Source organism: Acidimicrobiales bacterium, assembly GCA_035536915.1.
Taxonomy (GTDB): domain Bacteria; phylum Actinomycetota; class Acidimicrobiia; order Acidimicrobiales; family JAHWLA01; genus JAHWLA01.
This window is the reverse complement of the sequence record DATLNE010000052.1, coordinates 1-16751: the sequence shown is the minus strand read 5'-3', so window position 1 is coordinate 16751 and position 16751 is coordinate 1. Positions and strand designations below refer to the sequence as shown.

Here is a 16751-nt window from a genome sequence, read left to right as displayed (position 1 = left end):
GGTAACCCGAAGGGTCAGGCGCGCAGCGGATCGACCTCTACGCGCAAGCGACCGTTCGGACGCGGCGTCTGCGCCAGTCCGTCGCACAGCGTCTGGTGGTCGGGCGCACGCACCAGCCACCGGCCATCGGACGGGCCGAGGCGGTCGAGGTGCACGGGCAAGGCGGCCACGTACTCGTCGGCCGCCTCGCCGCTCACCAAGGCCAGCGCACTGAAGGGCGGGAAGCCGAGGGCTCGTCGTCTGGCTTCCTCCGCGGTTGCGACGCGGGCGGGGTCGGCATGCAAGGCAGCAGTGAGCACCTCGTGGTGCGGGAGGCGGGTCTGCACCACCACCCGTCCGCCGCGACCGCCCACCATGCGAGCGGCGCGGGCCAACAAGGCGAAGGCTTGTTCGGCCGCTCGGAAGCGCGGGGCGAGGATCTCCTGGTCGATGTCGAGGAAGGCGACCACGTCGGCTTGGGGCACGCGGTGCAACGCCGCCTCGGTGCCGACGAGGACCGACGCCGTGGGGTCGTCGTCGGACTCCCCCGTCACCTCTTCGACGGGCACGCCGGCCAACGCCTCCAACTCCTCGCGCACCCGCGTCACGCCGGCCCGCAGGTTCTTGAACCGCTGGGCGCCGCAGTGCGCGCACACGACCGGCCGGACCGTGCCGCAGCGGCCGCACCGCAGTTCGTCGTCGACCAACTCGACGGCGCCGTCGCATGCCGTGCACCGGGCCAGCTCGCCACACGCCGCACAGGCGAGGAGCCGGGCTCGGCCCTTGCGGTTGAGGACGCACACCACGCGCCCGCCGCTGCGCAAGGCGGTGACCAGTCGCTCGGAGTAGAGGCCGGAACGGGGGTCGTCGCCGCGGCGGTCAACGATGTCGACGGCAGGCCATCCGCTGCGCTCTGCCGCCCGCGAAGGGACGACGGGCTCGCCCCACTCCAGCAGTTCGAGGGTGGGGCACGGCGACAGCAACACGCACGGCACGCCCGCCCGTTCGGCTCGCTCGGCCGCCACCTGCCAGGCGTTCCACGTGGGCGCCCGTTCCTCTTGGTACACCTCGTCGTGGGCATCAAGCACCACGACGGCGGCCAGGCCCGGCACCGGTGCCCATGCGCCGGCGCGGGCGCCCACCACCGTGGCACCGCCCGCCGCGGCACGCGCCCAGTCGCGCGGCGCCAAGGCGACGACGGTGCCCTGCCGGCGCAGGCGCCCGGCCACATGGGCAGCCCGGGCGATCGACGGCGCCAGCACCAATGCAGGCCCCCGGGCCGCGGCTGCCGCGAGGTACGGGAACGGGTCGGTGGCAGGCGGGAGGCGAACGACGCTGCGGGGGCGGGCGAAGGCGTCGCGCACCACGTCGTCCTCCCCGATCACCGCGGCGGGCGGGCGGGGCGGTGGCGCGGGTGGCAACCCGCGCACGGCGACGGGCGGCGAGGCCGTGCGCAACAACGTGGCCTGGCGTCCGGCCCATCGCCGCGCCGCCCAGCGCGACAAGTCGACGAGGTCAGGGGACGGGCCCCAGCCCGTGACCTTGGCCAGGGCCACCAGCCGCTTGCCGGGGGGCGGCTCGACGTCGTCTTCCACCACCCAGCCGCCCACGCGACGGCCCGCCAGGGCGATGCGCACCATGGTGCCGACGCGCACCTGGTCCCCGAAGGCTTCGGGGACCAGGTAGTCGAACGTCTTGTCGATGGCGGGGACGTCAGGGAGGACCCTGACGCAACGGGGTGCGCTCAGGCGCCCACCGCGGCCTTGAAGTCGTCGAGCTTCGACAACGCCTCCCAGGTGAACTCCTTCTCCGAGCGCCCGAAGTGGCCGTAGGCCGCCGTGCGCCGGTAGATGGGCCGGCGCAGGTCTAGGTCGCGCACGATGGCGGCGGGCCGCAGGTCGAACACGTCGTTGACCGCCTTGACGATCGTGTCGTGGCTGACCGTCTCGGTGCCGAAGGTGTCGACCAGGATGGAGATGGGGTGCGCCACGCCGATGGCGTAGGCCACCTGGATCTCGCAACGGCGAGCGGCGCCGGAGGCCACCACGTGCTTGGCCACCCAACGCGCCGCGTAGGCGCCGGACCGGTCGACCTTGGAGGGGTCCTTGCCCGAGAAAGCACCACCGCCGTGGCGGGCAGCGCCGCCGTAGGTGTCGACGATGATCTTGCGGCCGGTGAGGCCCGCGTCGGCATGGGGGCCGCCCAGCTCGAACTTCCCGGTGGGGTTGGCCAGCACCTTGTAGTCGTTGTCGACGAAGGCGGCCGGGAGCATGGGGTGGATCACGTGCTCCTTGAGGTCGGGCTTGAGCAGCGTCTCGATGTCGAGGCCCGGCGAGTGCTGGGTGGAGATGAGCACGGTCTTGAGGGCGACGGGACGGCCGTCCTCGTAGTCGAAGGTGACCTGGGTCTTGCCGTCGGGCCGCAGGTACGGGAGCACGCCCGCCTTGCGCACCTCGGCCAGCCGCTGGGCCAGGCGATGCGCCAGCCAGATGGGCAGGGGCATGAGGTCTTCGGTCTCGTCGGTGGCGTAGCCGAACATCATCCCCTGGTCGCCTGCGCCCTGGCTGTTGAGCAGGTCTTCGCCGCTCTTGCCGGTGCGCACCTCAAGGGCGGTCGACACGCCTTGGCCGATGTCGGGCGACTGCTCGTCGATGGCGGTGATGACGCCGCACGTGTTGCCGTCGAAGCCGAACGACTCACGGTCGTAGCCGATCTCGCACACCGTCTTGCGCACCAGCTTGGGGATGTCGACGTAGGCGTTGGTGGTGATCTCGCCGGCCACCACCACCAGGCCGGTGGTGAGCAGCGTCTCGCACGCCACCCGGCCCTGCGGGTCCTCAGCGAGGATGGCATCGAGCACCGTGTCGGAGATCTGGTCGGCCATCTTGTCGGGATGGCCTTCGGTGACCGACTCCGACGTGAAGGTGAAACGGTTGCTCAAGGTCTAACTCCCTGTTGAAGTGCTGGGGCGGGTCAGGCGGGCGGCTACCTGGTCGAGCACCACGCTCGCCACCTGCCGCTTGTCCGTCAGGGGGACATTCTGCTCGGTACCGTCGGCCGCGAGCACAATCACGCTGTTGGTGTCGTGCTCGAAACCGACGCCAGGCGCCGACACGTCGTTGGCCACGATGAGGTCGAGCCGCTTGCGGGCCAGCTTGTCGGCGGCGTTGGCCCGCAGGTCGGCGGTCTCGGCCGCGAAGCCCACGAGCAACTGCCCGTCGCGCTTGCGGGCGGCCACGCCGGCCAGGATGTCGGGCGTGGGTTCGAGGATGACCTCGGGCACGCCGTCGCCCTTCTTGATCTTGGTGTCGGCCGTGGCCTTGGGACGGAAGTCGGCCACCGCGGCGGCCATCACGACCACGTCGGCGTCGTCGCTGTGGCGGGCGACCGCGGCTTCCATATCGGCCGCCGTCTCCACCCGCTCGATGTCGATGCCGGCGAGGGTGGTGCGGTTGACGGTGGTGACCAGGGTGACGTGGGCGCCGCGGCGATGGGCTTCTTCGGCGATGGCGTAGCCCTGCTTGCCCGACGATCGATTGCCGATGAAACGCACCGGGTCGATGGGCTCGCGGGTGCCGCCCGCGGTGACGAGCATGCGCACGCCGGCCAGGTCGGCCTGCCGGGCGAATACCGATTCGACGGCAGCGACGACAGCCGCGGGGTCGGCCAGGCGTCCGGCGCCTTCGTCGCCCCCCGCCAGTCGCCCCACCTCGGGGTCGACCACGTGCACGCCGCGGCGGCGCAAGGTGGCCAAGTTCTCCTGCACGGCCGCGTGCTCCCACATCTCGGTGTGCATGGCCGGGCACACCACCACCGGGGCGCGGGTGGCGAGGAGCGTCGAGGTGAGCAGGTCGTAGCTCAAGCCCGCGGCATAGGCGCCCAGCACGCGGGCAGTGGCGGGCACTACGAGCACGAGGTCGGCGCCTTGGCCCAGCTTGGTGTGCGGGATGGGCTCGGCCTCGTCCCACATGGAGGTGCGCACCTTCTCCGAGGCGAGGGCCGAGAGGGTGACCTTGCCGAGAAAGCGTTCGGCGTCCTTGGTCATGACGGGCGACACGAACGCCCCGGCGTCGACCAAGCGACGGCACACTTCGACGGCCTTGTAGGCGGCGATGCCGCCGGAGACGCCGAGGACGATGCGGCGTCCCGCCAACACGGGTCTTACTGCTCCGAGCCGGCCTCGGGCTCGTCGACGCGGCGGAAGACGATCTTGTGGGCGGCGATCTCCTCGAGGGCGATCGACAGCGGCTTGCGCGAGACGGAGGTGACCTGCGGGGGCACGATGGCGCCCAGGCCCTCGCCCAGTTGGTTGAAGTAGGAGTTGATCTGCCGGCCGCGCTTGGAAGCGAGGGTGACCAGCGAGAACTTCGAGTCGACCTTGTCGAGCAGCTGCTCGATGGGCGGGTCCATCATGGTCGGGCGGCGCTGAGCCATTACGCGGTTCCTTCGGCAGGGGGTTTGCGGTAGCTGTCGAGTATACCGGCGACCTCCTCGACGGCCCTATCCAGGTCGTCGTTCACCACGATGTGGTGGGCGAGGGTGCGCCCGATCGCTTCTTCTTCCTCGGCGATGGCGATGCGCTTGTCGATGTGGTCGTCGTTGTCGCCCCGGGCTCGCAGGCGGGCCTGCTGGACCTCGCGACTGGGGGGCGCCACCAGGATCATCACTGCGTCGGGCACCCGTTGGAGCACCTGGCGCGCACCTTGCACCTCGATGACGAGGATGAGGTCGGTTCCCGGCTCGGCGCGAGGCAGCGGCGTGCCGTAGAAGTTGTCGACGTACTCGGCCCACTCCAGGAACCCGTCGTTGCGCACGTGTTCGAGGAACTCGTCACGGGTGACGAACGTGTAGGCGTCTTCGGGCTCGCCCGGACGCCGGGCCCGGGTCGTCCAGCTCCGGCTCTCGCGCAGGGTGCGGTCGCGCGCCAGCAGGCGGTCGACGATGGTGTTCTTGCCCGCGCCCCCCGGCCCGGAAAGTACGTAAACGCTCACGGCAACATCAGTATCGGCTGAAAGCCGATTCCGCTCAGCGCTACGCCGAGGGGTGGCAGGTAGGGAAGGGGCCCGCCCGAGGGACGAGGGTGGGAAGGCATCCGTGCGTGACAGGACCCGGAGGCGCCTACAACTGGGAGAGGCGCTCGAACAGCTTCTTGCGCTGGTTCTCGCCCAGGCCCTGCACCCGACGGGCGTCGCTGATGCCGATCTCCTCCATGAGCCGGCGGGCCTTGACCTTGCCCACTCCGGGGAGGGATTCGAGGACGGCGACCACCTTCATCTTGCCGACGACCTCGTCGCGTTCGCCCTGATCGAGCAGTTCGCGCAAGGTGATCGAGCCCATCTTGAGCTTCTCCTTCAGCTCGGCGCGCTGGCGCCGTGCGGCTGCTGCCTTGTCGAGCGCGGCCTGTCGCTGATCGGGGGAAAGAGCGGGGGGCAACGGCATGGCGTGACCCTAGCGCGAGGACGCTGAACGACGTTCGAGGTCGAGCGACCCCACCAACTGCTCGGCGGCCGCGGCGCGATCGCTTGCTCCGGTGACCGCCCGGCCCACGACGAGAAGGTCGGCGCCCGCCTGGATGGCGGCCTCGGGGGTGGAGGCGCGGGCCTGGTCGTGGGTGTTCATCCCGGCGGCGCGGATGCCAGGCACCACGGCAGTCAGGCGAGGCGCCACCTGCTTGGCGTGGCGCACGTCGGTGGCGGCGCAGACGATGCCGCCGCACCCCGCCTCCATGGCGTGCTTGATGCGGTTGGTGAGCACCTGGTCGGGGGCCGCTTCCTCACTGGTGAGGACGGTGACGGCCAGCGCCGTGGTCGGTGCCTCGAGGCCCGCGCTCGCCGCGCCTTCGGCCAAGCCTTCGACGCCCGCCCGCAACATGGCGTTGCCGCCCGAGGCGTGCAGCGTGAGGTACGTGGCGCCGATGGCACCCACCACCCGGGCCGCCTTGCGAACGGTCGTGGGGATGTCGTGGAACTTCAGGTCGAGGAAGATCCGGTAGTCGAGCTTGGCCAGTTCGAACACGGCGTCGGTGCCCGCCGCCGCATAGAGCTCGAGGCCCACCTTGGCCACGCCGAACCACGGCCGCACGTCCTTGGCGATGCGCAACGCCTCGACGAGGTCGTCGACGTCGAGGGCGATGGCCAAGCGGTTGCGAACATCAGGTGCCTGCTCTCGTCGTTGGTCAGTGGTCTCCGACATGCGCGCCTCCGATCAGGTCGGTGATCCGGTCGACGCCGTGCCGACGGCACCAGCGTTCGAGCTCCGACCGTACCCGCGCCGGGGCCTTGGGGTCGGCGAACGTGGCGGTACCCACCTGCACGGCCGATGCGCCGGCGAGCAGGAACTCGACGGCGTGCTCGCCGCTGCTGATGCCGCCCACGCCGACGATGGCGGCGTGGGGGAACGCCTTGCGGCAGTCGTAGACGGCCCGGACGGCAACGGGACGAATGGCCGCACCGCTCAGTCCTCCACCGCCCGCGCCCAGTCGTGGCTTGCGGCTCTCGGGGTCGATGGCCAGACCCATGACGGTGTTGGCCAACGTCAGTGCGTCGGCGCCGGCGTCGAGCACGGCGCCCGCGATCTCGGTGATGTCGGTGACGTTGGGGCTGAGCTTGGCCCAGCGGGGCTTGGCACACGCAGCGGTGGCCTCGATGGCCTCGGCCGCCGTCGTGGGGTTGTGGGCGAACATGTGGCGCCGGTCCTCGACGTTGGGGCAACTGAGGTTGACCTCGACGGCGACGACGGGCGCGTCGGCCAACATGGCCGCGGCCTTGGCGTAGTCCTCGACGGTGAAGCCCCAGATGGAAGCCACGACGGTGGCACCGGCTTGGAGCAGAGGGGGTAGCTCGTGCTCCAACCACGCCTCGACGCCTGGCCCTTGCAGGCCGACGCTGTTGAGCATGCCGCCTGTGGTCTGATGCACACGCGGCGCGGGATTGCCCGCCCACGGCTGGGGCGACAGCGACTTCACGACGACCGCGCCCAGTGTGGCGAGGTCGACGTAACGGCCCAGCTCGGCCCCGTGGCCGGCCGTGCCCGCCGCGGTCATCACCGGGTTGTCGAGCTCGACCGAGCCCACCCGCGTCGAGGTGTGGATCAGACGGGGAGGCGTAGCTGGTCCCCTTCCAGGTACTCCTGCAACGACCGCACCGACAGCTCGTGCCGGCCCCAGTCGGCGATGCCCGCGGCGGCAGCGCGTGCCGCGGCCACGGTGGTGAGGCACGGCACGTTGTGCACGTTGGCCGTGGTGCGGATGTAGGCGCCGTCGGCGCGGGGGCCGCGGCCGCGCGGGGTGTTCACCACCAACTGCACCTTGCCGCTGGTGATGAGCTCGACGGCCGTCTCGCCGTCGCCCTCCCCCACCTTGCCGACCACAGTGTCGACGGGCACGCCGTTGGCTTCGAGGTACGCGGCGGTGCCCGCGGTGGCGGCCAGTGAGAAGCCGAGCTCGACGAACTTGGTCGCGGCAGCGAGGCCCGCGGGCTTGTCGCGGTCGGCCAACGAGAAGAACACCGAGCCGCTGTCGGGCAACTGGTCGCCCGCGGCGATCTGGCTCTTGGCGAAGGCCAGGCCGAAGGTGGTGTCGATGCCCATGACCTCGCCGGTGGAGCGCATCTCGGGACCGAGCACGGTGTCGACGTCGGGGAAGCGGCTGAAGGGCAGCACCGCTTCCTTGACGCTGACATGCCCGCCTTCGACGGGCGGGCGCAGCAGGCCTTCGTCGCGAAGCTGGGCCAGGGTGGCGCCGGCCATCACTCGCGCCGCCACCTTGGCCAGCGGCACCCCGGTGGCCTTGGCCACGAACGGCACGGTGCGCGAGGCGCGAGGGTTGGCCTCGATCACGAACACCTGGTTCTGCTTCACCGCGTACTGCACGTTGATGAGGCCGCGGACGTCGAGGGCATCGGCGATGGCCTTGGTGTAGCCCTCGATGACCTCGACCACCTCGTGGGGCAGCGTGGGCGGCGGGATGACGCAGGCGCTGTCGCCGGAGTGCACGCCCGCTTCCTCCACGTGCTCCATGACGGCGCCGATGACGAAGTCGCCGGCCGCATCCCTGAGCGCGTCGACGTCGACCTCGGTGGCGTCCTCCAGGAAGCGGTCGACGAGCACCGGCCTGGTGGCCGACAACCCGCCTTCGCGGCCGAGGGAGCCGAACCCTGCCAGCGCGGCCATGGCCCGGCGCAGGCCTTCCTCGTCGTAGACGATCTCCATGGCACGGCCACCGAGCACGTAGCTCGGGCGGATGAGGGCGGGGTACCCGATGCGCTCCACGATGGCGAGGGCCTCGTCGACGGTGACGGCGGTGCCGCCCGCGGGCTGCGGGATCTCAAGCCGCGCGCACAAGGCGTTCCAACGCTCGCGGTCCTCGGCCAGGTCGATCGACTCGGGGCTGGTGCCGAGCACGAGCTCGGCGGGTAGTTCGCCCGACAGCTTCAGCGGCGTCTGGCCGCCGAGGCTCACGATGATGCCCTCGGGCTGCTCGGCCTCGATGACGTTCATGACGTCTTCGTAGGTGAGGGGCTCGAAGTACAGCCGGTCGCTGGTGTCGTAGTCGGTCGACACCGTCTCCGGGTTGCAGTTGATCATGATCGTCTCGAAGCCCGCTTCGCGCAGGGCGAACGACGCGTGCACGCAGCAGTAGTCGAACTCGATGCCCTGGCCGATGCGGTTGGGGCCGGAGCCGAGGATGACGATCTTGCGGCGGTCGCTCTGGCGCACCTCGTCTTCGTCCTCGTAGGTCGAGTAGTGGTACGGCGTCTTGGCGTCGAACTCGGCCCCGCAGGTGTCGACGGTCTTGAAGGTGGCGCGCACGCCCGCTTCGAGCCGTCGAGCGCGAACCGTGCGCTCGTCGGTGCTCCACAGGTAGGCCAGCTGGGCGTCGGAGAAACCGAGGCGCTTGGCCCGGCGCCAGTCGCGCCGGGTCATGGCGTCGATGCCGCGCTCTGCCAACGCGGCGCGCTCTTCGACGATCAGGAGGATCTGGTCGAGGAACCACGGGTCCACGCGGGTGGCCTCGTAGAGCCGGTCGACGGAGATGCCGCGACGCAGCGCAGCTTCCAGTTGGAAAGGGCGGTCGGGGGTGCCGATGGCGGCGCGGCGCACGAGTTCGTCGTCGTCGAGCTGGTCGAAGACGGCTTCGCCGGGATCGCAGTTGAGGCCCCAACGGCCATGCTCCAGGGAGCGCATCCCCTTCTGCAACGACTCGGGGAACGTGCGGCCGATGGCCATGGCTTCGCCCACCGACTGCATGCGGGTGCCGAGCACGTCGGGGGTACCGGGGAACTTCTCGAAGGCCCAGCGCGGCACCTTGGTGACGACGTAGTCGATGGTGGGTTCGAAGGACGCCGGCGTCTCCTTGGTGATGTCGTTGGTGATCTCGTCGAGCGTGTAGCCCACGGCGAGGCGGGCGGCGATCTTGGCGATGGGGAACCCGGTGGCCTTCGACGCCAGCGCGCTGGAACGGGAGACACGGGGGTTCATCTCGATGACGACCATGTCGCCGTCGTCGGGATTGATGGCGAACTGGATGTTGGACCCGCCCGTCTCCACGCCGATGCGGCGGATGCAGAGAAAAGCGGCGTCGCGCATCATCTGGTACTCCACGTCGCTCAGCGTCTGGGCCGGTGCGACGGTGACCGAGTCGCCGGTGTGCACGCCCATGGGGTCGAAGTTCTCGATGGAGCACACGACCACGCAGTTGTCGGCGTGGTCGCGCATGACCTCCAGTTCGTACTCCTTCCACCCGGCGATGGAGCGCTCGATGAGGATCTCCGAGACGGGACTGGCGGCCAGGCCGACCTCGGCGATCTGGCGCAGGCTGTCGAGGTCGTGGGCGATGCCGGTGCCCTTGCCGCCGAGGATGTAGCTGGGGCGGATGATGACGGGGAAGCCGATCTCCTCCCCCACCTTCATGGCGTCGTCGAGGTTGTAGGCAAAGCCCGAGGGCGGCACTTTCAGGCCGATCTCGACCATGGCCGCCTTGAACCGCTCGCGGTTCTCGGCGGTGGCGATGGCCTCGGGTGTGGCGCCGATCATCTCCACGCCGAACTGCTCGAAGGTGCCGCGCTCGTGCAGGGCCATGGCCAGGTTGAGCGCCGTCTGGCCGCCCAGGGTCGGCAGCACGGCGTCGGGCCGTTCCCGCTCCACGATGGCCGCCAGCACGTCGGGCGTGAGCGGCTCGATGTAGGTGCGGTGGGCGAATTCGGGGTCGGTCATGATCGTGGCTGGGTTGGAGTTGGCCAGCACGATCCGGTAGCCCTCCTCGCGGAGGATGCGACAAGCCTGCGTGCCCGAGTAGTCGAACTCCGAGGCCTGGCCGATGACGATGGGCCCGGAGCCGATGACGAGGATCGTTTCGAGGTCGTCCCTACGAGGCATGTCGCTCCATCAGGTTCTTGAACTCCTCGAAGAGGTAACGGGCGTCGTGGGGGCCGGGGCCGGCCTCGGGGTGGTACTGCACGGAGAAGGCGGGCACGTCGCGGCAGCGCAGGCCTTCCACCACGCCGTCGTTGAGGTTGACGTGGGTGACGTCGGCGCTGGGGATGGAGCCCGCGTCGACGGCGTAGTTGTGGTTCTGGCTGGTGATCTCCACGCCGTCGGTCTCCAGCCGGCGCACCGGATGGTTGCCGCCGTGGTGGCCGAACTTGAGCTTGTAGGTGGCGCCGCCCAGCGCGGTGCCGAGCAACTGGTGGCCCAGGCAGATGCCGAACACCGGCACCTCCCCCACCAACTCCTTGATGGTGTCGCTGGCGTAGGTGACCGCCGCGGGGTCGCCGGGGCCGTTGGAGAGGAACACCCCGTCGGGGCGACGGGCCAGCACCTCGGCCGCAGGCGTCGATGCCGGCACCACCTCGACGGTGGCGATGTGCGACAGGTGGCGCAGGATGGTGCGCTTGATGCCGAAGTCGTAGGCGACGACTCGCAGCGGCCCGTCGCCCACCGTGTAGGGCGTGGCCGTGGTGACGGTGGCGACGAGGTCGACGCCGTCGGTGCCGGGCTCGTCGGCCGCCGCCTGCTTGATGGCGGCCTCGTCGTCGGCCGGGCCGAAAGCGCACGGCATCGAGCCTGCGTCGCGAATGTGACGGGTGAGGCGGCGGGTGTCGATGCCGGTGATGCCGGGCACGTCGTGGCGGCGCAGGAAGTCGTCGAGGTGCTCCGACGACCGCCAGTTGCTCGGCCGACGCACCAGGTCGCGCACGACGATGCCCCGGCAGTGGGGGCGGCGGCTCTCGTCGTCGTCGGGGGTGACCCCGTAGTTGCCGATGTGCGGGTAGGTGAAGGCGATGACCTGGCCTGCGTACGACGGGTCGGTGATGACCTCCTGGTAGCCGGAGAGCACGGTGTTGAACACGACCTCGCCGGTGGCCGTCCGGTCGGCGCCGAACAGCTCGCCCTCGAACGTGGTGCCGTCGGCGAGGACGAGCACCCCCTCGCGCCTCATCGCTGGGCCTCGGCGTCGATCACGACGGGTTCTCCTCGCAGAATGGTGTGGCGGACTTTGCCGGTGAGCTTGCGACCGGCGTACGGCGTGTTGCGGCTGCGGCTGGCCAGGCGGTCGGCATCGACCACCCAGGTGGCGGCGGGGTCGATGACGCACAGGTTGGCGGGGGCGCCTTCGACGATCGGGCCGCCGTGCTCGCCGGTGAGGCCTGCGATGCGGGCGGGCTGCCACGACAGCAGCGCCAGCACCTGTTCGATGGGCAGGTCGAGTTCGGTGATCGCCAGTGCCAGCGCCGTCTCCAGGCCGAGCATGCCGGGCGGCGCCTGGTCGAACGGCGCTTCCTTCACGTCGCGGGTGTGGGGGGCGTGGTCGGTGGCGATGGCGTCGATGCTGCCGTCGCGCAGGGCCTGGCGCACGGCGGCGACGTCACCGCTCGACCGCAGGGGCGGGTTGACCTTGAACACGGTGTCGAAGCCCTGCACCTCGGCGTCGGTGAGGGTGAAGTGGTGGGGCGCCACCTCGGCGGTGACCGGCAGGCCTTGTGCCTTGGCCGCGCCGACCATGGCGACCGAACCCGCGGTGGACAGGTGGAGGAAGTGCACCCGGGCGCCGGTGAGGCGGGCCAGGGCGATGTCGCGCATCACCATGAGCTCCTCGGCCTCGGCGGGGATGCCGGGGATGCCCAGGCGGCTCGACCACGCCCCCTCGTGCATGTGGCCTCCCGCGGCGAGGGCGGCGTCCTCGTAGTGCTGGGCCAGGGTGACGTCGAGCGACGAGGCGTACTCCAACGCCCGGCGCATGAGGCGGCTGTCCTGCACGCCCGCGCCGTCGTCGGTGAACAGGCGCACGCCGAGGTCGGCCATCTCGGCAAGGGGGGCGAGCTGCGTGCCTTCGCGGCCGACCGTGATGGCGCCCGCCACCCGCACGTCGCACAGCGCCGTGGCACCGAGGTCGAGCACGTGGCGCACGGCCGCGGCGTTGTCGATGGCGGGCTCGGTGTTGGGCATGGCCACGACGGCGGTGTATCCGCCGACAGCGGCGGCCCGGGAGCCGGACTCGACGGTCTCGGCCTCCTCCCGCCCCGGCTCGCGCAGGTGGGTGTGGAGGTCGACCAGGCCCGGTGCGACGACGCAGCCGGTGGCGTCGAGCGTCTGCGCAGCGGTGAGCCCTTCGCCCACGGCGGCGACGACGCCGTCGCGCACGAGCACGTCGGCGCGGCGCGAGCCGGTGGCGTCGACCACGGTGCCGCCTGCTATCACCAGTTCACGCGGCAAGGTCGGCCCCCGATCCCAGCAGCAGGTACAGGACGGCCATGCGCACGGCGACTCCGTTGGCAACTTGTCGGGTCACGAGGGCCTGGGGCAGTTCGGCCACGTCGGCAGCGATCTCGACTCCGCGGTTCATCGGACCCGGATGCAACACGATGGCGCTGTCGTCGAGCAACGCCGCCCGTCTGCTGGTGAGCCCGTAGCGGGCCGTGTACTCCCGCATCGACGGCAGCAACGCCTCCGTCATGCGCTCGCGTTGCATGCGCAGGAGGTACACCACGTCGGCCTTGGCCAGCACGGGATCGAGGTCGTGGCTCACGCTCACCGGCCAGCCTTCGAGCGAGGGCGGCAGCAGGGTGGGCGGCGCTACCAACGTGACCTCGGCGCCCAAGGCGGTGAAAGCAAGGACGTTGGAGCGCGCCACCCGGCTGTGCTTGATGTCGCCCACGATGGCCACCCGCCGCCCGTCGAGCCCGCCCAATGCCTGGCGGATGGTGTAGCAGTCGAGCAGGGCTTGGGTGGGGTGCTCGTGCCAGCCGTCGCCCGCGTTGACGACAGAGGCGTCGATCCACGACGCCACCTGCCAGGGCACGCCCGCCGAGCCGTGGCGCACGACAACGGCGTCGATGCCCATGGCCTCGATGGTCTCGACAGTGTCCTTGAGCGATTCGCCCTTCTTCACCGACGAGGTCGACACCGAGAACGTCATGGTGTCGGCCGACAAGCGCTTGGCGGCGGTCTCGAACGACAGGCGCGTGCGGGTGGAGTCCTCGTAGAACAACGAGACGACGGTCTTGCCTCGCAGCGCGGGAACCCGGGGGATGGCGCGGGCGCTGACCTCCACGAAGGAATCGGTCACCCGCATCACCTCCTCGATCCCCTCGGCCCCGAGGTCCTCGACGGAGAGCAAATGCTTCACCGGCCCACCTCCCCGATGACCACGCCGCTCTCGCCGACGTCGACCAACTCGTCGCGACGGGTGGGCAGGTTCTTGCCCACGTAGTCGGGGCGGATGGGCAGTTCCCGGTGGCCGCGGTCGACCATGACGGCCAGTTGCACGGCCCGGGGGCGCCCGTAGTCGTTGACCGCGTTGAGCGCAGCGCGCACGGTGCGGCCGGTGAAGAGCACGTCGTCGACCAGCACCACGGTCATGCCGGTGAGGTCGAAGGAGATGTCGGTGACCGCCTCGGGCACCAGGGGCCGCAGCCCGATGTCGTCGCGGTAGAAGGTGGCATCGAGCATGCCGACGGGCACGTCGCCGCCGCCTTCGATGGTGCGCAGGGTGGCTTGCAACCGCTCGGCCAAGGGCACGCCGCCGGTCTGCATGCCGATCAGCGCCAGGTCGTCGAGCCCGTGGTTGCGCTCCACGATCTCGTGGGCGATGCGGGTGATGGCCCGCCGCAGGTCGTCGGGCGACATGACCTGGGCCCGGGCAACGAAAACGCCCCCACTCGGGGGCGCCAGGGCTCGTTCGCGTTCGGCCAACGTTCCTCCTGTCCGTGCGAGCCTCACGGGACTCGCTTCACGGTCAGACGTTCACTCTACCAGCGTCAGCCCGTCGCCTCGCGTTGGGCGGCGACGCCGGCGAGCACGCCGTTGACGAAGCGGCCGGAGTCCTCGGTGGAGTAGCGCTTGGCCAACTCGACGGCCTCCGAGATGACGGCGCCCACCGGGATCTCGGGGCGGTGGAGCAGCTCGAAGACCCCCAGCCGCAACACGTTGCGGTCGACCACCGGCATGCGGTCGAGCGCCCAGTCGATGGCGTAGCGGGCGATGACCTCGTCGAGCTCGGCCTGGTGCTCGCCCACGCCGCTGACCAGGTCGACGGCGAAGGGGTCGGGGTCGACGGCCAGCTCGGCCAACAGGTCGGCGGGGGCTTGGTCCTTGAGCTCCGCCTCGTACAACAACGACAGTGCCCGCTCCCGCGCCTCGCGCCGGGAGCCGGACGGCGAGCTCATCCGCCGGCGCGGGTGATGTACTCGCCCGAGCGGGTGTCGACCTTGATGCGGTCGCCGGTGTTGACGAACAACGGGACCTGCACGGTGTGGCCGGTCTCCAAGGTGGCGGGCTTGCGAGCGCCCGACACCCGGTCGCCCTGCACGCCCGGCTCGGTCTCGGTCACCGTCAGTTCGACGGCGGCAGGCAGGTCGACGCCCACGATCTCGCCGTTGTACATCTGCAGCACGGCCGAGTCGCCTTCCTTGATGAAGCGGCTGGCTGTGCCGAGGGCAGAGGCGTCGACGTTGAGCTGGTCGTAGGACGAGTTGTCCATGAACACGTACTGCTCGCCGTCGTTGTAGAGGTACTGCATCTCGCGCTTGTCGATGATCGCCTGTTCGAGCTTCTCGTCGGCCCGGTAGGTGCGCTCGATGACGGCGCCGGTGCGCACGTTCTTGAGCTTGGTGCGCACGAAGGCGCCGCCCTTGCCGGGCTTCACGTGCTGGAACTCGACCACGGAGAACAGGCCCTCCGGCAGGTCGAGGCTCATGCCGTTCTTCAGGTCGTTGGTGGAGACACTCATTGGACGATCAGGTCTTTCGGAGATCGGGTGAGGGGACGGCGGCCGTCGTCGGTGACGACGAGCGTGTCCTCGATGCGGACGCCGCCGTGATCGGGGAGGTACACGCCCGGCTCGACGGTCACGACGTTGCCGGCGGACAACGTACCACCGGCCGTCGAGGCGACCCAGGGTGCCTCGTGGATGTCGAGGCCCACGCCGTGGCCGGTGGAGTGCAGGAAGGCATCGGCCCACCCGGCCTCGGCGATGACGTCGCGACAGGTGCGGTCGACGGCGGCCGACTCCACGCCGGGCGCCACGGCCTCGGCACCGGCGGCCTGGCTGGCGATCACCACGTCGTACATGCGGCGGGCCACGGGGTCGGACATCTCCCCCACGCAGACGGTGCGGGTCATGTCAGAGCAGTAGCCGTCGACCACGGCACCGAAGTCGAGCACGACGAGCTCGCCCGGCGCGATGCGGCGGTCGCCGGGGCGGGCATGCGGCTTGGCGCCGTTGGGGCCGGAGGCGACGATCGTCTCGAACGACGGGCCGCCGGCGCCCAGGCGGCGCATGCGGAAGTCGAGCTCTATGGCGAAGTCGCGCTCGGTGGGGCCGTCGAGCAGGAGGGGCTTGGCCTGGGCCAGGGCCTCATCCGCGATGGCGGCGGCGGCCTCCATGCGGGCGATCTCGCCTGCGTCCTTGACCTGGCGCAGGGCTTCGACGGCGCCTTCGGTGGCGACCAGCTCGGCGTCGGGGAACCACTCGGCGGCCATGGCCCGCTGACGGGCCCAGGTGACGTTCGCTGCTTCCAGGCCGACGCGGCCAATGCCGTGGGCCGAGGCACTGATGCGCTCCTGCTGCACCTTGGGCATGCCGACTTCGATGCGGGCCTCGACTCCTGCGGTGCGCAGCTGCTCGGCCGCTTGGTCGCGGTAGCGGCCGTCGGTGGTGAACACGAGCTCGTCGGGCAGCACGAGCAACAAGGCGGCGCTGCCGGTGAAGCCGGTGAGGTAGCGGATGTTGTTGAGGGTGGTGACAAGCAGCGCGTCGCAGTCGGTGAGCGCCTCGCGCAGGCGGACGACGCGGCCCGCGGTATCCATGGGGGTCACAGGAGGCTCGCCACCGCGTCGATGGCCAACTGGTAGCCGAGCCCGCCGAATCCGACGATCGACCCCTTGGCCACCGGGGCGATGACGGACGTGTGCCGCCACGGCTCACGGGCGTTGGGGTTGGAGAGGTGGAGCTCGATGACGGGCCCGTCGAAGGCGGCCAACGCGTCGTGCAACGACCAGGCGTAGTGGGTGAACGCACCGGGGTTGACGACGATCGCCGCGCACCGGCCGCGCGCGCCGTGGATGGCCTCGACCAGGTCGCTCTCGGCGTTGGACTGGAGGTGTTCGACGGTGAGGCCGTGCCTCTCGGCGGCGACGGTGGCCCGCTGCACGTGGTCGTCAAGCGTGTCGGTGCCGTACACCTCCGGCTCGCGGGTGCCGAGCAGGTTGAGGTTGGCGCCCGACAGCAGCAACACCAGTCGGTTCTGGTCCGTCGATCCGGCGCTCTGGCGCCG

Annotated in this window: 17 protein-coding genes; all 17 read right to left on the bottom strand. The window is 70.6% G+C overall.

The features are described 5' to 3' along the window. Positions 1–14: 14 nt before the first annotated feature. Positions 15–1727 carry a hypothetical protein gene (locus VM938_16185; protein HVF76576.1) on the bottom strand — a complete coding sequence of 571 codons (1713 nt, stop codon included), beginning with the start codon at positions 1725–1727 and terminating at the stop codon, positions 15–17. Then, positions 1724–2920 carry a methionine adenosyltransferase gene (gene metK, locus VM938_16180; protein HVF76575.1) on the bottom strand — a complete coding sequence of 399 codons (1197 nt, stop codon included), beginning with the start codon at positions 2918–2920 and terminating at the stop codon, positions 1724–1726. The genes VM938_16185 and metK overlap by 4 nt, the downstream gene beginning before the upstream one ends. Positions 2921–2923: 3 nt before the next feature. Then, positions 2924–4135, bottom strand: coding sequence for a bifunctional phosphopantothenoylcysteine decarboxylase/phosphopantothenate--cysteine ligase CoaBC (coaBC, locus tag VM938_16175; protein ID HVF76574.1), 1212 nt, complete (start codon positions 4133–4135; stop codon positions 2924–2926). A gap of 5 nt (positions 4136–4140) precedes the next feature. Further along, on the bottom strand, positions 4141–4413 hold the full coding sequence (rpoZ, locus tag VM938_16170; protein HVF76573.1) for a DNA-directed RNA polymerase subunit omega: 273 nt from the start codon (positions 4411–4413) through the stop codon (positions 4141–4143). Further along, positions 4413–4970, bottom strand: coding sequence for a guanylate kinase (locus VM938_16165; protein ID HVF76572.1), 558 nt, complete (start codon positions 4968–4970; stop codon positions 4413–4415). The genes rpoZ and VM938_16165 overlap by 1 nt, the downstream gene beginning before the upstream one ends. Positions 4971–5097: 127 nt before the next feature. Then, positions 5098–5418, bottom strand: a complete 321-nt coding sequence (gene mihF / locus VM938_16160; protein HVF76571.1) for an integration host factor, actinobacterial type — start codon at positions 5416–5418, stop codon at positions 5098–5100. Positions 5419–5427: 9 nt separating this feature from the next. Further along, positions 5428–6171, bottom strand: coding sequence for an orotidine-5'-phosphate decarboxylase (pyrF, locus tag VM938_16155; GenBank protein ID HVF76570.1), 744 nt, complete (start codon positions 6169–6171; stop codon positions 5428–5430). Then, entirely contained in the window at positions 6155–7051 is an 897-nt protein-coding gene (locus tag VM938_16150; GenBank protein ID HVF76569.1) for a dihydroorotate dehydrogenase, read from the bottom strand. The genes pyrF and VM938_16150 overlap by 17 nt, the downstream gene beginning before the upstream one ends. Before the next feature lie 17 nt (positions 7052–7068). Next, positions 7069–10353, bottom strand: coding sequence for a carbamoyl-phosphate synthase large subunit (carB, locus tag VM938_16145; protein ID HVF76568.1), 3285 nt, complete (start codon positions 10351–10353; stop codon positions 7069–7071). Continuing rightward, positions 10343–11416, bottom strand: coding sequence for a glutamine-hydrolyzing carbamoyl-phosphate synthase small subunit (gene carA, locus VM938_16140; GenBank protein ID HVF76567.1), 1074 nt, complete (start codon positions 11414–11416; stop codon positions 10343–10345). The genes carB and carA overlap by 11 nt, the downstream gene beginning before the upstream one ends. After that, the gene (locus VM938_16135) at positions 11413–12690 is read right to left on the bottom strand and encodes a dihydroorotase (protein ID HVF76566.1); all 1278 of its coding nucleotides are present in this window, start codon (positions 12688–12690) and stop codon (positions 11413–11415) included. The genes carA and VM938_16135 overlap by 4 nt, the downstream gene beginning before the upstream one ends. Continuing rightward, on the bottom strand, positions 12680–13603 hold the full coding sequence (locus tag VM938_16130) for an aspartate carbamoyltransferase catalytic subunit (protein HVF76565.1): 924 nt from the start codon (positions 13601–13603) through the stop codon (positions 12680–12682). Before VM938_16130 ends, VM938_16135 begins: the two co-directional genes overlap by 11 nt. Continuing rightward, entirely contained in the window at positions 13600–14169 is a 570-nt protein-coding gene (gene pyrR, locus VM938_16125) for a bifunctional pyr operon transcriptional regulator/uracil phosphoribosyltransferase PyrR (GenBank protein HVF76564.1), read from the bottom strand. Before pyrR ends, VM938_16130 begins: the two co-directional genes overlap by 4 nt. A 65-nt stretch (positions 14170–14234) precedes the next feature. Beyond that, complete coding sequence (gene nusB, locus VM938_16120; protein HVF76563.1) at positions 14235–14642, bottom strand: transcription antitermination factor NusB; 408 nt, start codon at positions 14640–14642, stop codon at positions 14235–14237. Further along, positions 14639–15205, bottom strand: a complete 567-nt coding sequence (gene efp / locus VM938_16115; GenBank protein ID HVF76562.1) for an elongation factor P — start codon at positions 15203–15205, stop codon at positions 14639–14641. Before efp ends, nusB begins: the two co-directional genes overlap by 4 nt. Beyond that, positions 15202–16284 carry an aminopeptidase P family protein gene (locus VM938_16110; GenBank protein ID HVF76561.1) on the bottom strand — a complete coding sequence of 361 codons (1083 nt, stop codon included), beginning with the start codon at positions 16282–16284 and terminating at the stop codon, positions 15202–15204. The genes efp and VM938_16110 overlap by 4 nt, the downstream gene beginning before the upstream one ends. Before the next feature lie 5 nt (positions 16285–16289). Beyond that, positions 16290–16751, bottom strand: a 462-nt coding sequence (locus VM938_16105) for a type II 3-dehydroquinate dehydratase (protein HVF76560.1), incomplete at its 5' end; no start/stop codon positions are given.

What these genes read in the sequence shown, in the direction of transcription:
- rpoZ (HVF76573.1), bottom strand. Translation starts at nt 4,413, where the DNA reads ATGGCTCAGCGCCGCCCGACCATGATGGACCCGCCCATCGAGCAGCTG.
- mihF (HVF76571.1), bottom strand. Translation starts at nt 5,418, where the DNA reads ATGCCGTTGCCCCCCGCTCTTTCCCCCGATCAGCGACAGGCCGCGCTC.
- pyrF (HVF76570.1), bottom strand. Translation starts at nt 6,171, where the DNA reads ATGTCGGAGACCACTGACCAACGACGAGAGCAGGCACCTGATGTTCGC.
- carB (HVF76568.1), bottom strand. Translation starts at nt 10,353, where the DNA reads ATGCCTCGTAGGGACGACCTCGAAACGATCCTCGTCATCGGCTCCGGG.
- carA (HVF76567.1), bottom strand. Translation starts at nt 11,416, where the DNA reads ATGAGGCGCGAGGGGGTGCTCGTCCTCGCCGACGGCACCACGTTCGAG.
- nusB (HVF76563.1), bottom strand. Translation starts at nt 14,642, where the DNA reads ATGAGCTCGCCGTCCGGCTCCCGGCGCGAGGCGCGGGAGCGGGCACTG.
- efp (HVF76562.1), bottom strand. Translation starts at nt 15,205, where the DNA reads ATGAGTGTCTCCACCAACGACCTGAAGAACGGCATGAGCCTCGACCTG.
- VM938_16110 (HVF76561.1), bottom strand. Translation starts at nt 16,284, where the DNA reads ATGGATACCGCGGGCCGCGTCGTCCGCCTGCGCGAGGCGCTCACCGAC.